14 protein-coding genes, 4 pseudogenes and 3 other annotated features (1 of these 21 only partly in view) are annotated in these 21,935 nt (G+C 34.5%); of the genes and pseudogenes, 16 read left to right on the top strand and 2 right to left on the bottom strand.

The window, feature by feature from the left end; translation table 11 throughout:
- The first annotated feature begins 36 nt into the window (after positions 1 to 36).
- Positions 37 to 275, top strand: a binding site (T-box leader).
- Positions 276 to 328: 53 nt separating this feature from the next.
- Positions 329 to 3,430 carry an isoleucine--tRNA ligase gene (gene ileS / locus Q3V31_RS00585; RefSeq protein ID WP_000754921.1) on the top strand — a complete coding sequence of 1,034 codons (3,102 nt, stop codon included), beginning with the start codon at positions 329 to 331 and terminating at the stop codon, positions 3,428 to 3,430.
- A 327-nt stretch (positions 3,431 to 3,757) separates the two neighbouring features.
- Positions 3,758 to 5,269, top strand: coding sequence for a M36 family metallopeptidase (locus tag Q3V31_RS00580; RefSeq protein WP_000932731.1), 1,512 nt, complete (start codon positions 3,758 to 3,760; stop codon positions 5,267 to 5,269).
- A gap of 104 nt (positions 5,270 to 5,373) precedes the next feature.
- Here the strand turns inward: Q3V31_RS00580 and Q3V31_RS00575 are convergent, their stop codons facing one another.
- Both Q3V31_RS00575 and Q3V31_RS00570 read right to left on the bottom strand, forming a co-directional pair.
- Positions 5,374 to 5,853 (bottom strand): hypothetical protein, encoded by a 480-nt coding sequence (locus tag Q3V31_RS00575; RefSeq protein WP_000751335.1) that lies wholly within the window; start codon positions 5,851 to 5,853, stop codon positions 5,374 to 5,376.
- 349 nt (positions 5,854 to 6,202) lie between these two features.
- A complete protein-coding gene (locus Q3V31_RS00570; protein ID WP_000473027.1) occupies positions 6,203 to 7,150 on the bottom strand; it encodes a carbohydrate binding domain-containing protein in 948 nt (315 codons plus the stop codon).
- Positions 7,151 to 7,680: 530 nt separating this feature from the next.
- Positions 7,681 to 7,892 (top strand) — a binding site (T-box leader).
- Between the two features lie 108 nt (positions 7,893 to 8,000).
- Between Q3V31_RS00570 and aspS the strand changes: the two genes are divergently transcribed.
- From aspS to Q3V31_RS00500, 14 genes and pseudogenes are all read left to right on the top strand, one after another.
- Positions 8,001 to 9,299, top strand: coding sequence for an aspartate--tRNA(Asn) ligase (aspS, locus tag Q3V31_RS00565; protein ID WP_329761798.1), 1,299 nt, complete (start codon positions 8,001 to 8,003; stop codon positions 9,297 to 9,299).
- A 170-nt stretch (positions 9,300 to 9,469) separates the two neighbouring features.
- A pseudogene (locus tag Q3V31_RS00560) lies at positions 9,470 to 9,604 on the top strand (WXG100 family type VII secretion target); the annotation flags it as partial.
- An 83-nt stretch (positions 9,605 to 9,687) separates the two neighbouring features.
- Complete coding sequence (locus tag Q3V31_RS00555) at positions 9,688 to 12,363, top strand: tetratricopeptide repeat protein (RefSeq protein ID WP_329761797.1); 2,676 nt, start codon at positions 9,688 to 9,690, stop codon at positions 12,361 to 12,363.
- A gap of 23 nt (positions 12,364 to 12,386) precedes the next feature.
- Positions 12,387 to 15,158 carry a ring-infected erythrocyte surface antigen domain-containing protein gene (locus tag Q3V31_RS00550; RefSeq protein WP_329761796.1) on the top strand — a complete coding sequence of 924 codons (2,772 nt, stop codon included), beginning with the start codon at positions 12,387 to 12,389 and terminating at the stop codon, positions 15,156 to 15,158.
- 128 nt (positions 15,159 to 15,286) lie between these two features.
- Positions 15,287 to 16,042, top strand: a complete 756-nt coding sequence (locus Q3V31_RS00545; RefSeq protein WP_000625110.1) for a DUF975 family protein — start codon at positions 15,287 to 15,289, stop codon at positions 16,040 to 16,042.
- A gap of 32 nt (positions 16,043 to 16,074) precedes the next feature.
- Positions 16,075 to 16,512: an SseB family protein gene (locus tag Q3V31_RS00540; RefSeq protein ID WP_000054420.1), complete on the top strand. Its 438-nt coding sequence runs from the start codon at positions 16,075 to 16,077 to the stop codon at positions 16,510 to 16,512.
- Positions 16,513 to 16,558: 46 nt separating this feature from the next.
- Positions 16,559 to 17,991: pseudogene (locus tag Q3V31_RS00535) on the top strand (WXG100 family type VII secretion target).
- Positions 17,992 to 18,007: 16 nt separating this feature from the next.
- On the top strand, positions 18,008 to 18,331 hold the full coding sequence (locus Q3V31_RS00530) for a DUF6572 domain-containing protein (RefSeq protein ID WP_016129279.1): 324 nt from the start codon (positions 18,008 to 18,010) through the stop codon (positions 18,329 to 18,331).
- Positions 18,332 to 18,354: 23 nt separating this feature from the next.
- Positions 18,355 to 19,011: a hypothetical protein gene (locus tag Q3V31_RS00525; RefSeq protein WP_016129280.1), complete on the top strand. Its 657-nt coding sequence runs from the start codon at positions 18,355 to 18,357 to the stop codon at positions 19,009 to 19,011.
- 32 nt (positions 19,012 to 19,043) lie between these two features.
- Complete coding sequence (locus Q3V31_RS00520) at positions 19,044 to 19,499, top strand: HNH endonuclease (protein WP_240514182.1); 456 nt, start codon at positions 19,044 to 19,046, stop codon at positions 19,497 to 19,499.
- Positions 19,500 to 19,514: 15 nt separating this feature from the next.
- Positions 19,515 to 19,955, top strand: coding sequence for an SMI1/KNR4 family protein (locus Q3V31_RS00515; RefSeq protein ID WP_016129282.1), 441 nt, complete (start codon positions 19,515 to 19,517; stop codon positions 19,953 to 19,955).
- Positions 19,956 to 20,506: 551 nt separating this feature from the next.
- Positions 20,507 to 20,803 (top strand): annotated as a pseudogene (locus tag Q3V31_RS00510) (WXG100 family type VII secretion target); the annotation flags it as partial.
- 223 nt (positions 20,804 to 21,026) lie between these two features.
- A pseudogene (locus tag Q3V31_RS00505) lies at positions 21,027 to 21,357 on the top strand (polymorphic toxin type 15 domain-containing protein); the annotation flags it as partial.
- A 77-nt stretch (positions 21,358 to 21,434) separates the two neighbouring features.
- Positions 21,435 to 21,791, top strand: a complete 357-nt coding sequence (locus Q3V31_RS00500; protein WP_090813234.1) for a hypothetical protein — start codon at positions 21,435 to 21,437, stop codon at positions 21,789 to 21,791.
- Between the two features lie 99 nt (positions 21,792 to 21,890).
- Positions 21,891 to 21,935: a binding site (T-box leader), on the top strand (it continues 204 nt past the right edge of the window).

Here is a 21,935-nt window from a genome sequence, read left to right as displayed (position 1 = left end):
TTGCCCAATGGCATAAAATAACTTTTAATAAAGTATACAAATCTGAAGACGAGAAAGAGTAAAATAGTGAACTGTTCTCCAGAGAGCCGGTGTATTGCTGAAAGCCGGTGTGCAGACGTTATTTGAAAATCATCTCCGAGGAGCCGTGGCTGAATAAAGTAAGCTCGGACGGATGTCTACCGTTACAAAGAACGCGTATGTTAGTACGTTGCTAAGTGCTATTAGCGAAGAGCTAATAGAATTAGGGTGGTAACGCGGTTAAACCCGTCCCTACTTCATAGGGACGGGTTTTTTGTGTGCTTTAAAACATTCAAAGGAGTGATTGTAGATGAAGAAAGTAGATGTAAAAGAGTCAGCTGTAGGGAGAGAAACACGTATTCGTAAGCAGTGGAACGAGCAAAGTATTTTCGAGCAATCAATTCAGAATCGAGAAGGCGCACAGTCTTTTGTATTTTATGAAGGACCACCAACGGCGAATGGATTACCGCATGTAGGTCATGCGCTTGGACGGACAATTAAAGATGTAGTAGCAAGATATAAAACGATGGCTGGATATAAAGTGTTACGAAAAGCGGGATGGGATACACACGGTTTACCTGTAGAATTAGGTGTTGAGAAGCAACTCGGTATTTCTGGTAAACATGAAATCGAAGAGTATGGAATTGAGCCATTTATTCAAAAGTGTAAAGAAAGTGTATTCACATATGAGAAGCAGTGGCGTGAATTCACTGAAAGCATCGGTTATTGGGTAGATATGGATGATCCATACGTTACGTTAGAGAATCCATATATCGAAAGTGTATGGCATATTTTAGGAACGATTCATGAAAAAGGATTATTGTATAAGGGGCATAGAGTTTCACCATACTGCCCAAGCTGTCAAACTTCATTAAGTTCACATGAGGTTGCACAAGGGTATAAAACAGTAAAAGATTTAAGTGCAACAGTTAAGTTTAAAGTGAAAGATAGTGAAAATGAGTATTTCCTAGGTTGGACAACGACACCTTGGACACTTCCAGCAAATGTTGCGCTCGCTGTACACCCAAATATGGAATACGTGAAAGCGAAACAAGAAGGTCATGTATACATTGTTGCGAAAGAACGTGTACAAGATGTATTAAAAGAAAACTATGAAGTATTATCTGTTCATAAAGGCGAAGAATTAGTAAACACATCTTATACAGCACCGTTTCCGATGAAGGAAGTTACGAATGGGTACCACGTAATTGCAGCAGATTTTGTCACGGCAGATAGTGGTACAGGACTTGTTCATATCGCTCCAGCATATGGGGAGGACGATTATAGAGTCGTTCAAAGTGAAGGATTGTCATTCTTACATGTTGTAGATGAGAAAGGTGAGTATACGGATGCAGTACCATTTCTTAAAGGTAAGTTTGTAAAAGATTGTGACGTGGATATCGTTCGTTATTTAGCGAAAGAAGGGTTACTATATCATAAAGAAAAATATGAACATAGCTATCCGCATTGCTGGCGCTGTGATTCACCATTACTTTATTATGCAGGAGAAAGCTGGTTAATCCGAACAACTGAGATTAAAGAAACATTTTTACGAAATAATGATTCTGTTACGTGGTATCCAGACCATATGAAACATGGCCGGTTTGGTAAGTTTTTAGAAAACATGGTGGACTGGAATATTAGCCGGAATAGATATTGGGGAACACCTTTAAACGTATGGGAATGTGAAAGCTGCGATCATCAATTCGCACCGAAAAGCATTGCCGAATTAAGAAAGCATAGTACGAAAGAAACACCTGAAGATTTAGAATTGCATAAGCCGTATGTAGATGAAGTGCAAGTTTGCTGCGAAAAATGCGGAAGTACAATGAATCGTACACCAGAAGTAATTGATGTTTGGTTTGATAGTGGTTCGATGCCGTTTGCACAATATCATTATCCATTTGAAAATAAAGAGTTATTTGAAGAACAGTTTCCAGCGGATGTTATTGCAGAAGGCATTGATCAAACACGCGGATGGTTTTATAGTTTATTAGCAGTATCAGCACTATATACAGGAAAAGTACCTTATAAACGAGTGTTATCACTAGGGCATGTTCTAGACGAGGAAGGACAGAAAATGTCTAAAAGTAAAGGAAATGCACTAGATCCAGTCGATTTAGTAAATCAGTTTGGTGCAGATGCTTTAAGATGGGCTCTACTTGTTGACAGTGCTCCGTGGAATGCAAAACGTTTTTCTGAAAGAACAGTACTGGAAGCGAAATCTAAATTTGTAGATACGTTAGTCAATGTGTATAGCTTCTACGTTTTATATGCAAATTTAGATGAGTATAATCCGAATGAAACCTATGATGTAAAGCGAACGAAATTGGATGAATGGGTATTATCAAGATTGCATAGCACAACGAAAAAAGTGAGAACAGCACTTGATGATTATCAATTTACGAATGCAGCTCGTGAAATCGCGGCGCTTGTAGATGAAGTAAGTAACTGGTACGTAAGACGATCACGTAATCGTTTCTGGGAGTCTGGTATGAATGCTGAAAAAGCAGCTGCGTATGAGACACTTCATGAAGTACTTGTGACAATTAGTAAATTAATTGCACCATTTACACCGTTTGTCGCTGAAGATATTCATTTGAATTTAACTGGAAGTAGCGTTCATTTAGAGGATTATCCAGTTGTAAATGAATCACTACTTCAGCCGAAATTAGAAGCGGAAATGGATGCTGTTTTACAAGTTGTTGAACTTGGAAGAAGTAATCGTAATCAGCATTCATTAAAAGTAAAACAGCCGTTAGCAGAACTTGTATTACTAGCGCATAATGAAAATGATATGGATTGGGAATCTTATCGTGATATTGTAATGGATGAGCTAAATGTAAAAGCGTTCCATGTTGAACTCGATGAAACGAAATACACGTCCTATCAATTAAAGCTGAATTTTAAAACAGCTGGGCCGAAGTTTGGTAAAAGTGTGAATGCAGTAAATGGCTGGCTAAAACAATTATCAAAAGAAGAAGTACAACACTTTGTATCTACAGAAAGAGCTGTTTACGAAGTAGCACCAGGAGAAGAAGTAGTGGTAACAGCTGAAGATGTATTAGTAGAGAAAGTTGCAAAATCAGGATTCTCTAATACGACTAACGGACAATATACAGTTATGTTAGATACGAATGTAACGGAAGAATTGTTACAAGAAGGAGTAGCGCGCGAATTCATTCGAGCGGTTCAAGAATATCGTAAACAGTTGAATTTACCGGTTAATTTACGAGTCGATGTTATTCTTGATACAGCGGAAGAACTAAAGCGAACATTAACGAACCATAAAGAGTTGTTGGAAGAAAACTTACTCGTTAAGCGATTTACATTTGGAAACTTAACGAATGAAGATGATGAATTATCTTTAGGTGAGACAAAAGTCCGAATTAAATTAAGCGCGGCTCATTAAAGAAAAAGGAAGTTGGAATGATTCCAACTTCCTTTTTGTATGATGGGAATTTATCCGGCCAATTTCCTCATAATCCATTCGATAGAGCCTCTAGAAAATTTCTTTCTTCATAGCACCTAAATAAAATACTGTAAAAATATATTTCTACAGTATTTTTCTCATTTTGCACATAAATATTGAGAAAATTTCACTTACCCAAAATGTAAAGGTAATAGAATTGTTTGTATAGAATTACTCGTAGATTCAATTTTTATCCGGCTACTTGTGGACAGTAATAGCCCACTGGGAATGGGGTAAAGGTTTCAATTTATTAGGGGGAGTGGTTTTATGTTAAACAAAAAAATGGTGGCAATGGCAATGACTGTGCCATTAGTAATGGGGACGATTTCTACGGTTTCGGCATTGGAAAAACAGCAGCAAGTAAAGCTAGAAGCTTATTCGCCGCAGAAAAAAGCAATTGAATATTTAAAAGGACATGCTACGGAATATGGATTGAAGGCAGACCTTTCAGACTTACAATATATTTCTACAACAGAAACGTCAGTAGCTTCATATGTTAGGTTTCAGCAAGTTGTTAATGGTGCCCCTGTATTTTCAAAACAAATTACAGTTACTATTAATGGACAGGGGCAGGGATTACTTGCTGTTTCTGATTACCAGGCAGTTCAAAGTGTGAAAGAAATAGCGAATAAGATTAGTGAAAAAGATGCTGAACAAAAATCAATGGCGTATGTTGGAGGAGAAAGCGAGCAAAACTTATGGGCTCCTACAGAGAAAGAGTTTGGATATATTATTGAGGATGGAGTAGCTATCCCAGTATACAAAGTTTTAGTCCATTCTAATAAACCTTTCGGTGCATGGGAAACATTTATTGACGCAGAAAATGGAAAGTTAATTAAAAAGGTTGATATAAACCGAAAAGCAGAAGGATCAGGAAAAGTATTTTTACCTAATCCAGTCGTATCTAGTGGTAGTAAAGTAGGCTTAAAAGATAATAACGATGCAGATTCTACAGCTCTAACGAATCAATTGAAGACCGTTACTTTAAAAGGTCTAGATGGTAGCGGATCTTTAATTGGGGAGTATGTCACGATTTCTTCAAAAGCGAAGACGAAATCTACAAATTTACAATTTAACTATACACGTGCAAATGATAGTTTTGAAGATGTTATGTCATATTATCATATTGATACATTACAGCGTTACATTCAAGGATTAGGCTTTAAAAATATTAATAATCGTTCGATTAAAGTAAATGTAAATGGTACAACTGACGATAATTCATTCTATTCTCCATCAACGAAAGCTTTAACTTTTGGTACTGGCGGTGTAGATGACGCAGAAGATGCGGGCATTATCGCGCATGAATATGGTCATTCTATTCAAGATAATCAAGTACCAGGATTCGGAAGTTCACCAGAAGGTGGAGCGATGGGAGAAGGGTTTGGAGACTTCTTAGGTGCTACGTATGAAGATGCAGTATCGACAACAGGCTACGGAAAAGCATGTGTTGGAGAATGGGATGCGACTGCTTATTCTAGTTCAGATCCGACGTGCTTGCGCCGATTAGATACGAATAAAGTGTATCCGAAAGATGTTACAAATGAGGTACATGATGATGGGGAAATTTGGGCACAAGGTCAATATGAGATGGCACAAGCTTTTGGACGTGATGTAGCAACAAAAATTATTTTACAATCACATTGGTCATTAACGCCAAATGCTAAATTCCGTGACGGGGCAAAAGCAATTAAGCAAGCGGATGCTCTTTTATATGGCGGACAACATGCGGCTGAAATTGATCGCATTTGGGCAGCGAGAGGAATTAGCACAAATTAATATAAAAAGTCGTGGCGTTTATAAGCCACGACTTTTTAATTTGCTTAAGAACTGGTACTGGAAAACTTATTGGTATCGGTAATAATGTACATATACCAATAAATTTATTTTACTGCTTCTTTAAAAACAAAATGCTCTTTAAATTTTCTAGACTCAACTTTTTGGCCGTTTCGCATAGATCGGAAAGGGTGTTCTTGCCAAGTGATTATAACGTCAACCGCATCTGGTTTTGTAGAAACAGGGAAGTTAGCATGTCTAAATCCAGTTTTTCCACTTGCTAGACGACCTTCTTTTAGGGAAAAGAGTTCGTATTTTGTTTTCATATTTGGTTCATTGCGGAAGACTTCAACTTGTACGTTATATACTTCGTTTTCTCCAACATTCTTTACTGAAAATTGATATGTTTGAAATTTATCTTTTTTAGCTTGAAGCATATTTTTACTTGTTTTTTTCGGTTCATCAATATTCACTTGCCATTGATCAGAGTTTTGAGAGATTGGTAAAGATTTTGGTGAATAGGCGTATGTTTCATTAACTACAACTAAGCATAATAATAGGAGAAAGAAACTAATTGTTTTTTTCATATGTACACCTCCGATAAAACTTTAATAATAATATGCGTGGGAAATGTTTATTTTATGTAATAAAATGGAAAAAATACAATTGAATGGATTTGAGAAAGATGGAATGTTTTGTAAAAAGAAGCATAAGCCGGCCGTTTTGGCCAACTTATGCTTCCATGATTTGAAGAATATTTTTAATGTCGCTTTTTAATAAAGTCGCGACTTTTAGGGATAGCATCACATTGCCATCAATTTAAGAAATTCATTGTTCCTCAAAATGAAAAAACGAGCTGAATTCCCATAAATAAATCTAGCAAGAACAAACTTCGTTTTGGATACATTTCAAAGTCTCAAGTCGATAGGCATATGGCTACTTTTCAACTAGTACGATATCATCAAGATAGGCATGAAGATATTCATTATCATCGCCTGGTAATACGGAATCAGTAAAAATGATGAGGTTTGGACTTGGAGAACTATAATTTCGAGTAGTAAATTCGAACGATTTTTGTTCATACTGTGAGGAAGTAAATCCAATGCCGACTACTTTTATTACATCAGGCCCCCCTGCTTCTACGTATATACTTCTACCAGGAGTAGTTACTTTTCCAGATACGGACAGTATGTATGTAGTATTAGGCTTCAAAGTAACTCTCCCCCTAAATCCACCGCCATATCCACTTAAATGAAGTCCTTTAGAATTATTTACTCCTGCATGCTCTTCAATATTGTAATTTATATAGCCCTCAAGTTTAAAAGGTTCTAAACTTGAATTGTAGTCAAAATCAATATTAAAAATATAAGATTTCTCCTTTTCCTTTAATTGTACATTATCAAACTTAACCCTCCCATTTGTTGTAGAAGCAAGTTTGACAGCAAAGTTTGACACATCTTCCCCTGTTTTAAACTTTATTTCATGATGTTCCGGCTTAAATCCTGTATACTGCTTCTTTGTTAATGGAACGATTTCTTGATTGGCATTCAGATTACCTACTGTTACTTCTGATGGGGAAACTATACTTCCCGCTATATCAAATGTTAATGTATATTCTGTATTCGGCTTTACAGTAACAAGCTGATAGGCTGTGTCTGCATGTATTAATTTGAGATAATGATTGCCTGGTTCAGAAGTGCCGATATTCTCGGTAGAAGAATTAGGATTAGATAAAATCCAGTTATTTAGCCCATCCTCAAAGTCTCCATTCCTAACTTGTTCATTTGCAGAGGGACTATCTGCTAATACAATACCTGAAAAACCTATACTGGCACTTAATACAATTGCTGTAGAAAATACTCCTATACCGAATTTTTTAAACAATTTCTTCATCTCCTTTGGTCAGATTAAGATTTACTTTTTCACATTTCTATATATATTTGGGTAAACTTGCCAAAGAACACCTTTGTAAATAAATAATTTATGTATCCGAGATTAAGGTTATTTTCATTTGAAAGATCTTCAACATATACAAGGACACCTCGCTCAAATTGAACGGGTAAAGAAAGCATATCAAGAGAGCACAGTGATCTATTAACTCACGGAAGCGTCAGTTCCACTTTCTCTTTTATTAAGGTTATTAGTATCAATTTGACCAAACATTATTCCAAAGCTACATGAATAAAACACACGGCAAGCTTATGGGTTAATAATTAACTCACGGCCAAGTTATGCTTCCAACTGCGGCCAACTTATAGGTAAAGTGACATATTTCTAAGCTGTCAAATGATAATTGTATAGAGTTCAATGTTCATATTACATATCTTTAGAAGGGTCTGTTTAGTGAGAAATCGAAATATTTTTTAAAGGGGCTTGCATTTTACAAGTTAAAGAGATAGAATACTCTGTAAATATAAAAAGTGATGATCAGGAAAAGTACATGGTGCAAAGGTCTACAGAGAGCAATCGGTTGTTGAGAAGATTGCGATACCGCATGATGGAAAGACACCTGTGAGTGTTGCTTTGAACGTGATAATTAGTAAAAGCAAACGGTACCTACCGTTATCAGGGCTAAGATGGTCATTATGACAATTTGGGTGGTACCGCGGAAAAATCCGTCCCTATTTATAGGGGCGGATTTTTGTATTCTTTGAAAGGAGGTGAGTGACCGTGGATGATGACGATGACAACAACAATAACGTAAATAAAAATAAAATTAATGGAGGGAAATGTAATGGATGCAATAATGAAGCGTTCACTCATAAAAGAATGTAAGGAACAAAGCGGAAAGGTTGTATTACTTCAAGGATGGGTAAAAAAGGTTCGTCATCTAGGTAATGTTAGTTTTTTATTATTACGGGACCGAACGGGAGTTATTCAATGTGTATTAGAAAACGGGTTAGCTGGATATAAAGTAGATGTGGAAAGTGTCGTTCAAATAGTTGGTCAAATAGTAGAGACTTCGAAAACAGAATTAGGGGTTGAAGTGCTTGCACATGAAGTGAAAATATTAAATGGCGCAGAACCACTTCCATTTGAAATGAATAAAAAGAAGTTACAAGTTGGCTTAGATCAACTACTGAATGAGCGGGTATTATCATTAAGACATGAGCGAATCGCGGCGATATTTAAAGTGAAATCTACACTTGTTCAGAGCTTTAGTGAATTTCTTATAGAGAACGATTTCACACGTATATTTACTCCAAAAATTGTTTCGCAAGGGGCAGAAGGAGGAGCGAATGTTTTTAAGCTTCCATACTTCCAAAAAGAAGCTTATTTAGCGCAATCACCACAGTTTTATAAACAAATGATGGTAGCTGGAGGGTTAGAACGTGTTTTTGAAGTTGCACCTGTTTACAGAGCGGAACACCATAATTCTTCCCGTCATTTGAATGAATATATATCGTTAGACGTAGAACTTGGATTTATTCATGATTTTTATGAAGTGATGCAATTAGAAACGGATGTTTTACGATATATGTTTCAACAAGTAGCAAAAAATTGCGAAAAAGAATTACAACTACTCCAAATAGAAGTACCTGTCATTACTGAAATTCCTAAAATCACATTGTTAGAAGCACAAGATATTTTGAAAAATAAATACCGGAAAGAATCGCCGATTGGGGATTTAGATACAGAAGGTGAAAAGTTATTAGGGAAATATGTGAAGGAAACATATAATAGTGAATTTGTCTTTATTACACATTATCCGAAAGAAGCGCGACCGATGTATACAATGCCGAATAAGGAGAACGAAGCCATAACGGATTCATTTGATCTAATATATAAAGGATTAGAAATAACGTCAGGTGCACAGCGTATTCATAATCATGAAATGTTACTCGCATCTTTTAAAGAAAAAGGATTACATCCAGAGAAATTTCAATCTTATTTAAATACATTCCGATATGGTTGTCCACCGCATGGCGGTTTTGGAATTGGATTAGAAAGGATCGTATATAAACTTTTAGAATTAACAAACGTACGAGAGGCGAGCGCTTTTCCGAGAGATTGTACACGTCTTATACCATAACATTAAAACCCTTCTATATTATAGAAGGGTTTTATGCATTTCAACATAAGTTAAAGGAGATAATAATGGATTTTTGTGTGAAAAAATGTAAATTATATCAAGAAAATTTTATAATGAATTGAGAAAAAGAAAATTCATAAGTTATAATAAAATATGAATATAAAAGGTCAACACAATCGAAATTCAAAGGGGAATTTGAAAATTCTAAACAAAAAATGCAACAATACATTCCGATTTTAGAAGGAATTTCGAGGGACCTAAGACGTATTGCTGAGAAATTCCGTAGTACAGATAACACATACTAAGAATAGAACAATTGCAAAAGACCAGGAGCTATTGTTCCTGGTTTTTTTTATGAAAAATTGTCATATGAGAGTAAGGGGATAAAATGGGATTCCGACCGGAAGTAGGAGAAAGAATTATTTTTAATAAAGATGTTTATCGTGTTGAGAAACATCCAGCAGTAGTTGGGATTGAAATGCCATATGGGCAAGAAGGTAGACAAGGAACAGTCTATCAACTACAACATGAAAATGGTATGGAACGAATTGCGTTAAAAGTTTTTAAAGAGCGCTATCGTGATGAAAAGCATCAACTAGCATTTTTAAAACCACTGTCTTCTTTAGTTGGTCTTAAAGTATGCTCACGATACACGGTTACAAAAGAAGAACATCTATCTGTTATTGAAAAGTCAGAAGACCTTGCTAATAGTATTGTAATGCCTTGGGTTGAAGGGCCAACTTGGGCTGATATTTTACAAGAGCAAAGAATGCTATCAAAAGAACAATGTTTCTGTATTGCAGAAGCACTTCTTAAAACACTTAAAATGATGGAGGGAAATGAGGTTGCTCACAATGATTTATCGTCTAGCAACGTACTTATACCCTTTTTAAGTGAAAATCCAATTAAAGGCCAACACTATATTGAACTTGTTGATGTTGAGCAAATGTATGGACCAAAAAGTAAAAGACCTTCATTATTGCCAGCAGGTTCAGCGGGCTATGCGCCAATGTATTTGAAAAGTGGGGTATGGCAAAAAGAAGCCGATCGATTTGCAGGTGCCATTTTATTAGGGGAAATATTAAGTTGGTGTAGTGAAGAGGTTCGAAATAAAAAATGGACGGATGCAAGTTACTTTAGAACGGAAGAAATGCAGACTGAATGTGAGAGATATACGTTACTTCAGCAAGTATTACATGATCAATGGAATGGGGAAATCGCACAGTTATTTAAGCGGGCATGGAATAGTAATGTTTTTGAAGAATGCCCAAGCTTTGCACAATGGTACGATGTATTTAAAAGTGCAAGAGAAATAATAAAAATTGATGCGGAAAGGCAGTCAGAACAAGAACAGTCTCTTTTTGTATCGAAATGTTTGGAAATTGCAAGATTACTAGAAGAGAGAGGGTCTAAACAAGCTGCATTATATGAATATAAAATAATTTTCAATTCACTCAATCCATCAACAGCTCTAAAACAAGAACTCGCATATATCATTCAAACTATGGAGAGTCAAGAGCCTGAAATAAATCAAAAAATGGTACTACAAAATTATTTGGAACTAGCTACTGAATTGGAACGAGAAAACAATGCAGAATTTGCTTGTTTCGTCTATTCACGAATCGTACAATTTCCAAACATTGATCATGCGTTAAAACAGGAAATTGAAAGCATTATTAAAGAGATAAAAGAAGAACAAGGAACACAGCCGCAGCAAGAAGTAGCAGCTACAATTACAGTTCCAAATAGCATTCTACAAAGCCGAAAACAAACGAAAAAACAAGTGGAATATGATATAGATGATGAGATTTTAAATGCAAAAGCATCGAATCAACCACTTACATTAACTCATGAACAAAGTGAACCGTCTTCTTTTTCTAAATGGTGGAAAAAGAATAAAAAACGGATTTTGATTATTGGCTCAACTGTAGTTGTTGTTATAGGTGGTTCAACGTTATTTTATTTCTACACAACAAACGCTAAATATCAAAAGTTTATGGAACAAGCGCGACAAGCTTATGATGATAAAAAATATACAAAAGCAGAAGAAGCTGTTGGTCATGCAATTGCTGTGAAGGGAAAAAACGAGGCATATCTCCAATTAGCAACGATTTACGTTGCTGAAGGGAAAAATAAAATTGCAATCGATTATATTACAAAACTAATAAAAGATAGGGAAATAGATAAAGAAAATAATGAAGCTGCTTATCTATTAGCTTCAGCGAATTTCCGTATCGGAAAATATCAAGAAGCAGTGCAAAATTTTGAACAAGCGTTAGCGAATAATGCAAAAGGAATTGAACCATACAAAAAAGATGCGATGCGAGATTTAGCTGTAAGTCATATGAAAATGGAAGAATTTGAAAAGGCTGAAGATGTTATTGTCAAAATGAGCACGAAAACAAATGAGGATAAGGCAATTGTTTCGTATTTAAAAGGTCAACTATCAACCGCAACTGTGCAGTTAGACAAAGCGGAGTCTTTCTTTAAAGAAGCTATTAAACAGGATTCAAAGAATGCTATATATACAATTGAACTTTCAAATTTATATGTGCTTTGGAATAAAACAAATTTAATTGATAGTGCGAAGAAAGAAATGAATTATCAACAAGCATCTTACATATTACAAGCAGCGATTCAAAAAGATATGAAAAATATAGAGTTATTAAATCAGCTAGGAATTGTGTATTATGAAGCGGGTCAATTTTACGAAACGCGAGATGGTGCAAAGGGTAATGCCGCATATCAACAAGCGCTAGAAGCTTACAATAGAGTTGTCAACAGTGGGACTCGCGACATAAATACGCTTGTGAATATAGGGATTTTATACGATAAAGTGGGACAAGGAAATGAAGCAGAGAAATTTTTCACAGAAGCATATTCACAAAATGATGAAAATGCGCATGTGAATTTTGCATTTGGGATGTTTAAAATCAAACAGAAAAAATATGAAGAGGCGAGTCGTTTCTTAAGAAAAACTGTACAAGCAAATGAAAATGAATCTGAAGTAAGAGCGGCGCAAGAAAAACTAGCAGAAATGAAAACAAACGGCTGGATTCAATAAAGATAGGAAAAGGGGAAAAGAACATGGAAGAAAACAATTATAATAATCTAGGAAAAAAAGTTGCTATATCTGTAATGTCAGTGGCTTTATTTGGAACATCAGGGTATCTTGTCTATGACAAAGGTTTTAATACAGCAGGAAAAGAACAAGTGAAATTAGCAAGTAATACAGAAGAGAAAAAAGATGATCGTATTACAGGGGGGAATTTACAGTCTATGTTCCCAAATTTAGTCGCTGATCCTGCAAAAAAAGATGTAAAACCTGGCGAAAAACCAACTATTAATTTAGCAGACTTAATTGGGAATAATAAATCACCAATTACGCCAGTAACGTATAAACCAGATGAAGTGTCGGTGGAAAAGAAAGATCCACAAATCAAATTATCAGATGCACCAACTCCACAAAAGCTAGATTTGCCAACTAATATGGTAGGACCTGTGGCAGAACCGGGTAAGGTGAATGATAATAAACAGCAACTTAATGGGCAAGAAGGAGATGGGCAAAAACCAAATCCGAATTCAGATTTAAAGCCAGATCCAAACCCAAACCCAAGTCCAAATCCAGATCCGAAACCAGATCTGAAACCAGATCCGAAACCAGATCTGAAACCAGATCCGGAACCAGACCCGAAACCAGATCCGAAACCAGATCCGAAACCAGATCCGAAACCAGATCCGAAACCAGATCCAAAACCAGATCCAAAACCAGATCCAAAACCAGATCCAACACAACCAACAATTACAATATCACCAAAAACGGGTGATATTTTAGTTGAGTGGTACGCTGGAAATGGACAATACTACTCATCTGTCTTCTTTAATGATTTTTATACGAATCAAAAAGAACCGAATCAAAATGCATTAAATAATCTAACGAATTATGATAGTAAAAAGGAAGACTGGACGCTTGTTAGCCAATTGAATACACCATCAAAATCAAAATCGATAGCTGAACATAAGTTAGCATTAGATAATTTAGCACAAATACTCTCAAGTGGTGAATATTCAAATGAGAGAGCACTATTTTATTTACGTAATCAAATGAATGTATTAAATGAATCGGTTACTACACAAGAAGAGTTACAAAAGTATTTAAGTGAAAATAAGAAAGATTACATTAAATCTGTAGCAGAAAAAGTTTATCAAACAGCAATAGAAGAAAAAAGAGAGTGGTCAAATACAGGGGATGTAGCATCTTTAGAACAGGCATTAAGTAAATTTTATTTAGTCACGTCTGTATTTGAAAGTGTAGATCCTACATTAGTAGAAAAAGCGAATCAAGATGTAGAAGATATTTTCAAACAGCTATTAGAAGAAGAAATAAAGAACCTTAATATCCAAACATCAGTAGTGATGTCTACAACTGAAACAAAAGAAAATGCAAGCCCAGTGAAAGAAGATACTAGTAGTAATGAAGGAAAAGCAGTGAAAGAAGTTACTAGCAGTAATGAAGGAAAAGTAGTTAAAGAAGAAAATGTAAGTGAAAATGAGGCAACAGCTACATCAAGCGAGAAAAATCTAAAAGATTCAATAACTGAAGGTGCCACAAATAACGATAAAACAAATAATGCAGATTCAAGTAATCAAAAAGAAAAAGTGAAATCTGACCCGGTTGAAGAAGCAATTGCTCAAATTGATGTATATTTAAATCCAGAGAATCCACATTATGAAAATGCTTTACTATTAGCAAATGAATGGATCGATAAGGCAACAGGTCAACAAAAAAATACAATAGAACAGAAATTTAGTATGGCTGTAGAGGGACTTCGTGGACAAATAAAAGATCCTAATTTTACAGTGGAAGATGCTATAAAGAAAGCAAATTTATTAGCAAATACGGCAAGAGTAGAAAAATCTGTTCAAGATGAATCTCATAAGTTATTAATGTCGCTAATGTTTGAAAGAAAAGCAAACGATGCTGCAAATAAGGGAGAATATTATACAGCGGTATTAAATATTGCAAATGCAATTCGTACAAAGCACCCATTGGAACGTTCAAGAGAAGAAATGGTTAATTATGCGAATAAATTATGGACAGATACAGAAAATGAATGGAATAAAATAAATGGAACGACAGGATGGCAAAGTGAAGTAGGAAAAACAGTATTACCTTCATACACATTACTTGCACAGTTAAAAGATATTGATAAAACGATTGGTCAAATTAGTGGTATGAATATGATTGATAATGCATCAAGAAAAATGGAGGGAATTCAACTTGTACAATTAGCAGGTGATGAAGCAAATAAAGAAGGACAAACGAGCCTTGATAATGCTTTACATTATTATGGTCAAGCAGCTTCCCGTGGTGTTCTTGAAAAAACAGGATTTTCTGATGTTACTAGTCGTGTAATCAAAGAAGCAAAAGAATTAGAAAAAACTCAATATAAAGCTGCATTAAACAAATATCAAATTTTATATAAAACACCAGGAATTGAAGAGTTAGGAATTAAGGATGGGATAAAAGCGAAAATTGAGTACTTGAGTACATTTGATGCTGCAAATGTAAGCGGGAAGAAAGATACGATTGAAGATTTAGCTTCAGCGATTGAATTAACTTATCATTCGATGGAACTAGGATATCCAGAAGCAGATGCAAAAGAATGGATGAATACGGTAGCTTTAATAGTGCTGAATAAAGGTGTAGGATACATGTCGTCAAATGATACGAATAATGCATATAAATGTTTTGAATTTTTAACTCGTGATAAATATGCAAATGCTATTAATGGGGAAATAACTAAACAAGCAAAAAAGAATGCAGATACAATTAAAGCTATGAATGTTCAAAAATAATTAGATTTAAATTTCGCATAAGGAGTAAGTATTAATGAGTTTAGTAGAAATTTGAATTCTACTAAACTCATTAATTATTCATTAAAGTCACACTTTGCATAATAAAGAATTTGAAAGGTGGAAAAAAGATGATTAGCAATTTAAAAAGGGAAGCATTATCCTCATTGAAAGGCCGATGGGGATTAGGGGTAGGTTCAACGTTTCTTAATTACCTCATTCCCGCAGCAAGTATGTATTTCATTGGTATAGTAGTATTTCTAATTTTTGGCTTGTTCATAGACGTTTTAGGACCTGAGAACCTTGTATATTATTCATATGGCGAACCTCAAATTAATTTTGGAGTTATTTTATCTCAAATTATTATATGGGCTATTATTTTTATTCTTTATATTGTTGTACAAAGTGTTATGAGTTACGGCTATTATAATATCACATTAGGTTTAGCAAAAAATGAATCTACCACAATTGGTGATTTATTTGCTGGTTTCAATTCAAGTAATATATTTAGAGCTATGAAACTAGGTATCTTACAAACAATATTTATTAGCTTATGGAGTCTTTTGTTCATTGTTCCAGGTATTATTAAATTTTTCTCTTATTCTATGGCTTACTACATTATGTTAGAGGATCCAGAATGTACAGCAAGTGAAGCAATTAAAAAAAGTAAAGTGATGATGAAAGGACATAAGTTAGATTTATTTATCACTTGGTTAAGTTTCATTGGTTGGTTTATTTTAGGTTCATTGGTGGGAATATTTACACTAAATCTCCCGTATCTTTGGATTTCGCCATATTATACTACTACAGTATCACATTTCTACTTAAATCTAGTGAATAAAACTAATAATACAAAAGAAGTACCAGTTATTAATGTTCAAAAATAATCGAATTTATTTCACATAAGGAGTGAAGTTCAATGAGTTTACTAGAAATTTGCCCATTAGATGAGGCATTAGTGGAAGCTTTACAGAATGAAGAAAAAAGAGTTCGTTTTTATGAGATATTACAGAAATCAAATTTATACGTTGTAGCTTCTGTCGAGGGAGATACAACTGTAGATGAAGAAGGGGATTTGGTTTCAACTGATAATACACAATTGCTAATTCATTATTTTGAAATGGAAGAAGGATTAATGTTACCACTGTATTCAGATTTAAGGCATTTAGAAATGGTTATTCCAGAAGAATGTCCGTATGTCTCAATGAATGCAGTTGAATTATTGAAGACGATAGATTTAGAGGCAAATGTCATATTGAACCCAGGAACAAAATTTCAAAAATTATTTGTAAAGGAAGAAATTGAAGCGATTTGTGATGACAGTATTTTTGATGTTTTCTCTAAAGAGAATAAGTGAAAATTGATGCAGTTCTATTTCTTTTTGGTATAAAAAAGAGGAAGGTTTGGAGATCCAGGTCAAACCTGAACAACTCGAACAAATTGCCAAAACATATCAGAGATGCAAACACACAGCCAGAATATACAACAAAATCTCAATCAATCTATGTTTAGTATTCAAATGCAATGGTAAGGAGCAACGAGTCAACATTTTTACGGGGAATATATGAGATCAATGAGACTCATGGAATCTTACATACGTAACTTACAAGTTACAGAAAAAGAATTACGGCGTATTGCTCAAAAGTTTCGCCAAGCAGATGAAGAATATCAAAAGAAACAAACCGAAAAATTGAAAGAAACCCATACAAAAGAAAAGAAACATGAAAAATCATGGTGGGAAAAAGGAATAGAAGGAGCAGCTGAATTCATTGGAGTAAATGATGCAATTCGTGCAGTTACCGGTAAAGACCCTATTACAGGAAAAGAATTATCAACAAAAGAAAGACTCATCGCTGCAGGATGAACACTCCTAAACTTTGTTCCTATCGGAAAAGTCGCGAGTCTTGCTGGAAAAGGAATAAAGTATGTCGCTTCTAGCTTTGGGAAGACGATTGTAAAAGCAGGAAAAAGACTAGGCGAAGGCGTAACAATGGTAGCCGGAAAAGCTGGAAAAGCAGCTGTTGATGGCATAAAAACAGCCAGCCACAAAGTAAAAGAGGGAGTAAACTTTGTAGCCTCGACAGCAAAAGGCTTTGCCGATAAAATCGGAAGTCTATGGAACAAAGGTGCCACAACCGTAAAAACAACCTTCTTGCAGGGGAATGAAAAGATCCAGCACGCAGTAAAAACATTACTGGAGTACAAATGGATCCCAGGCGAGGGAAAAGGCTTCGCCATGGCTGGAGTAGGAAATGTCTCAGGAGGAGGACAGTATTCTCTGAAAGAGGCTTATCAGTATATGGAGAGTAAGGTTGTTAAGGGTACGGGTAAAGTTGGAAAAGGGAATTCTGATTTACTTGATAATACCGGTAGGTTTAAAGATGCTGAGTTGCAAACGAAGTATGATGTATATTGTGAAAGGAAATATAAGAATGGTGAAGCGCCTAAAGAGCCACTGGAGTGGAAAGAAGCAAGTGAAAAATGGGCATCACTTAAAGAGCAGGGGCAAGAATTTTCTGATGAAAGTTTTAATCTATTTTCACAGCAGTATGAAAATGCTCAACGAGAAATAACCATTGTTACGCATGAAGGAACTAAGGTGAGAGTTGACGCAATTGCATCTGATGAATATGGGAATGTTATTATACAAGAATATAAAAGTTCCGCTACTGCTCCATATACTACTAATCAAGGAAAGGGATTCCCTGAATTGAAGAATTCTGGTGGGGCAGTCGTAGGTGAAGGAAAGGGAGATTTTTCAGGGGGATACGAAGTGCCTAGTGGAACACGACCGCAAATTGTTCGTCCTGAAGGGACAACTTATTTTGATGAATAAATGAGGTGAGAGATAAGTGTCGATATTAGACAAAAATAAGATAGATGGAATTGGCAAGAGTATGGGTGAAAATAAGTTAGCATTAATGATTGCAGATCATTTAGATTGGGAAGATGAACTTCAGCACTTAGCATTGTTACAAGATAAAATTAATGCCTATGTATCTTTTATTGAAAGTGGGCAAATCTATAGTGTTTATCCGGATGCTAAGTTAGTAGATGGCTTTATAATTGATTTAAGATTTAAATATAAACCGACTGAAAATTGTAATAAATTATTAGAGGTTTTTAGGAAGAATACTCAAGATTTGAGGATTGAGTTTAAAATATATGAATCTTAGGTAGTTTGAATTGGAGATGTAATATGAAAGCGAATAAAGCATTTGAGCGCGTATGTAATCTAATATCTGAAAAGTATTTAGATAATGGTTGGAAATATTCTAAGTCGGGTCATTGGATGAGTAAAAAAGATGAAAATTTCATTTATAAGGTATTCTTTTATACAAGTTGGAATAATATATCTGATAAAAATGTAGTATTTTATGGTGAATGCGCAATTCTTCCTTTAAAATCTAAAGATAAAATATTTCATATTAATACACGTCAGTGCAATGTACCAAGCAATCAGTTATATTGGAACATAGCAAATGAGGAAGAATGGGAGCGGACAGTTAACGAATTCACCAATTGGTTAAATAGTGTATTTATGCCAATTGTAGAAAGGTGCACGAATGATTTGAACAACTTTGTAAAAGAGGTTGTTGAAAGGGGTTTTTATCCTCAAAAGGGTTATATGGTAGATATTAATTTTATATTAAAGCACGGGTCACGTGAATTGGCAGAGGAAGCTATCAAAAGATACTATGACAGTTTGGAAGAGTCAATAAAAAAAGAATTTAAAGATAACTATGAAAGTATGGTGTATGGTAATGAAGCAGTTAGTGCATATGGTAATAACATGATGAGGAATTACACCAATTTTAGAACTATCATAGATAATAAAATACTTGTTACTTTATAGTACATCAAATGGTTTGACTTAGTAAGCGATAATTGGTAACCCAATTATCGCTTTTGGTTTTAAATAAGGGTACGGGTAAAAATCCAGAAATAGTAAAGTTTACAGAGGAACAATTATCTACTAAACCCTTATATTCTAGGGATCCTGAAAAATGGCAGAAAAAAGGTGGGAAAATCGAAATTAGTGAGGAAGGAATATGGACTTATATTGATTGGGAGATTCCTCCAAATCGAGTTTCTTATCCTGGAGGTTTTCCCGACTTTAAATCTGCTGGGTTGGTAAGACAAGAAGTTCCGATAGGTGAATTTAATAGATATGACATTGATTTTGCTAAGGCTGATGAATTAGCTCCAAATGGACCAAAATTAGATGAAAACACATGGCACCATCATCAAGATTTAACAACAATGCAAGAAGTTAGTAAAGAGATGCACAGAAGATTTCGACATATGGGTGGAATGTCATTAGCTAAGAAGTTAAAAGATTAAATAGGAGTGAAATAAATGAATTTAAATGCTTTTGGTAAAGCAACTGAAGAATCAATTAAAGAATTAGAAGAGTTTTTAGGATTTTTACTTCCGGAAGATTATAAAAATTTTTTAAGTGAATATAACGGAGGGACTTCGAAAGTTAGGTATAGTAAATTTTTTGTTAAAGAATTAAATCAGGAAATCCCTTTAGATGTTTTGTATGGTATAGGTGTAAAAAAAACTTTTGATTTAAGTGAATGCTATGAAGAGTTTGAAGAAGATATGTTACCGAACAGTTTAATAATAGGAGATGATCCGAGTTCAGGGTTAATTGTACTTATTACAGATACTGAAAACCATGGTGTATATTATTGGGATCACTCTTTTTATTTTCCACATTCTAGTGAAGAAGAAAATACGTATAAAATAGCTAATAGCTTTAAGGATTTTATTAATGGATTGAAGAATCCTTAATTATTAACTTTTGTATATTGTAATTAATAATTTAAGAGGTTAAGCAAATATACGAAATGAATTACAGTGACTTTACACATGAGAATGTCAAAAGTTGTGGTGCATGGTTAAAGATAACAAGCATATATGTAGATGAGTAAAAAATAAAGTATATTTGCAGTGAAAAAAAGCATAGGCTGTTAGAAGGTACGTACTTCATGATGGTTGTACCATCATGGAGTACTATGTGCAATGATAGAATAGAAAACGAAGTACGAGTTTAGGCGAGATGACATTTTACTGGGTGATGAATATAAACACATGGAATGTATATTAAACTAATGAACTCGTACAAACTCGTAAGTTTTAACGTAGTAGTTTTTATGACATACAAAAGGTATCGTATTTTTACTGCAAGATTTACAAATTTATGCTACTTAAAAACATATGAACTTAAAGCGCTTGATTGTCGACTAAAGGCAACAAGTGCTTTTTTCGTCTTAGTATAGAAATAAGATATAATAAAAAAGTTAATATTTCGTTAGATTGAGAAAATAAAAAGTATCTACTAAAAAGCAGCTGTCGATGGTATAAAAACAGCCAGCCACAAAGTAACAGAAGGTGTAAACTTTGTAGCCTCCACAGCAAAAGGATTTGCCGACAAAATCGGAAGCCTATGGAACAAAGGTGCCACAACCGTAAAAACAACCTTCTTGCAGGGGAATGAAAAGATTCAGCACGCAGTAAAAACATTACTGGAGTACAAATGGATCCCAGGCGAGGGAAAAGGCTTCGCCATGGCTGAAGTAGGAAATGTCTCAGGGGGAGGACAGTATTCCCTGAAAGAGGCTTATCAGTATATGGAGAGTTAGGATTTTATTATATTTCAATAAGGAAGATTGTCTGATATTGAATAAGTAAAGAGGAAGTTATAGATGAAGAAGACTCAACAAAAGAGACCTCATATTTGAGATCTCTTTTGTTGAGTGTATTGAAAAAATCCCTAATTAAAAATTAGCGTGAGATAACAACTATAAGCGTACGGGTGAAGTGAGGAAGCTAGATAACGTTGCGTGAATTGATGAAATTGAAATAAACTTTAATTATAAAACTAAATTCGATTCAGAGAAATTTGCAAGACAGTTAAAGGATTAAGAAAAAGGTATGAATGAATTAACTGTATATGAGTACCAGAAAAATCGAGAGCATTTTATTGATAAAGGTAGAGCAATAGAAGGAAATGCATCTCAACAAGCTGAAAGGGAAAACAATTAAGCAAAAAACAAAAGAACTTAGAAGAGAAGGGCTATCTAGAGGAGAAGTTGAAAAAAATGCTAAAAAATGGATGAAGACACAAGCAGCTCTTCATAATCCTGATCAAGTAGCTGGTGGAAATCATTTGAAAATTGGTGGCATGGCGGAAGGTATAGTAAAAATGCACCTGGTAAACCTGTTAATCCAAACTATTTAGAAGAATTTTAATGGAAAGGAGAATAATAGATGAGTAAAATGGCAATTAAAATAAGCTCTAATGGTTTATTTAGTAAATGTGTAGTACCATTAAGAAAGTACACCGGTTTAGGAATTACAGAGATAAAAAATAAAATTGAAAACAAAGATTTTTTTGCCGAAACAGATGCAAATGATATTGATGATATGGAAGATTTAAAGGAATTAGTTGATAACTTGTTGAAGTTAGGTGCGGAAGTGAAAATGTTTGATAGCGATGAATACGGTGAGGGAATTTTCGATTACCAAGAAATTTCTTACGGCGAATTTATAAATAATATTGACCGGTTAAAAGAAATTATGGAAGAATTACAGGATTACGATGATGCTTTGTCTGACGAAGGATAATAAAAAGGTTTCTCATCAAATTTTAATATAGCCCTTGACAGTTATAAATATAACCGATATACTTCATATTAATTTCAAAAGAAAATATATTCTAAATATTAAAATGCATTGAATAGGAGTAGTAAGGTCATGTATTTGTACAGA

Source organism: Bacillus nitratireducens (assembly GCF_036320425.1).
Lineage (GTDB): Bacteria > Bacillota > Bacilli > Bacillales > Bacillaceae_G > Bacillus_A > Bacillus_A nitratireducens.
The sequence above is the reverse complement of the archived record's forward strand: the minus strand, read 5'-3'. Positions and strand labels throughout refer to the sequence as shown.

Coding starts and splice junctions, on each gene's coding strand:
- ileS (WP_000754921.1), top strand. CDS start 329: ATGAAGAAAGTAGATGTAAAAGAGTCAGCTGTAGGGAGAGAAACACGT.
- Q3V31_RS00580 (WP_000932731.1), top strand. CDS start 3,758: ATGTTAAACAAAAAAATGGTGGCAATGGCAATGACTGTGCCATTAGTA.
- Q3V31_RS00575 (WP_000751335.1), bottom strand. CDS start 5,853: ATGAAAAAAACAATTAGTTTCTTTCTCCTATTATTATGCTTAGTTGTA.
- aspS (WP_329761798.1), top strand. CDS start 8,001: ATGGATGCAATAATGAAGCGTTCACTCATAAAAGAATGTAAGGAACAA.
- Q3V31_RS00555 (WP_329761797.1), top strand. CDS start 9,688: ATGGGATTCCGACCGGAAGTAGGAGAAAGAATTATTTTTAATAAAGAT.
- Q3V31_RS00550 (WP_329761796.1), top strand. CDS start 12,387: ATGGAAGAAAACAATTATAATAATCTAGGAAAAAAAGTTGCTATATCT.
- Q3V31_RS00545 (WP_000625110.1), top strand. CDS start 15,287: ATGATTAGCAATTTAAAAAGGGAAGCATTATCCTCATTGAAAGGCCGA.
- Q3V31_RS00540 (WP_000054420.1), top strand. CDS start 16,075: ATGAGTTTACTAGAAATTTGCCCATTAGATGAGGCATTAGTGGAAGCT.
- Q3V31_RS00525 (WP_016129280.1), top strand. CDS start 18,355: ATGAAAGCGAATAAAGCATTTGAGCGCGTATGTAATCTAATATCTGAA.
- Q3V31_RS00515 (WP_016129282.1), top strand. CDS start 19,515: ATGAATTTAAATGCTTTTGGTAAAGCAACTGAAGAATCAATTAAAGAA.
- Q3V31_RS00500 (WP_090813234.1), top strand. CDS start 21,435: ATGAGTAAAATGGCAATTAAAATAAGCTCTAATGGTTTATTTAGTAAA.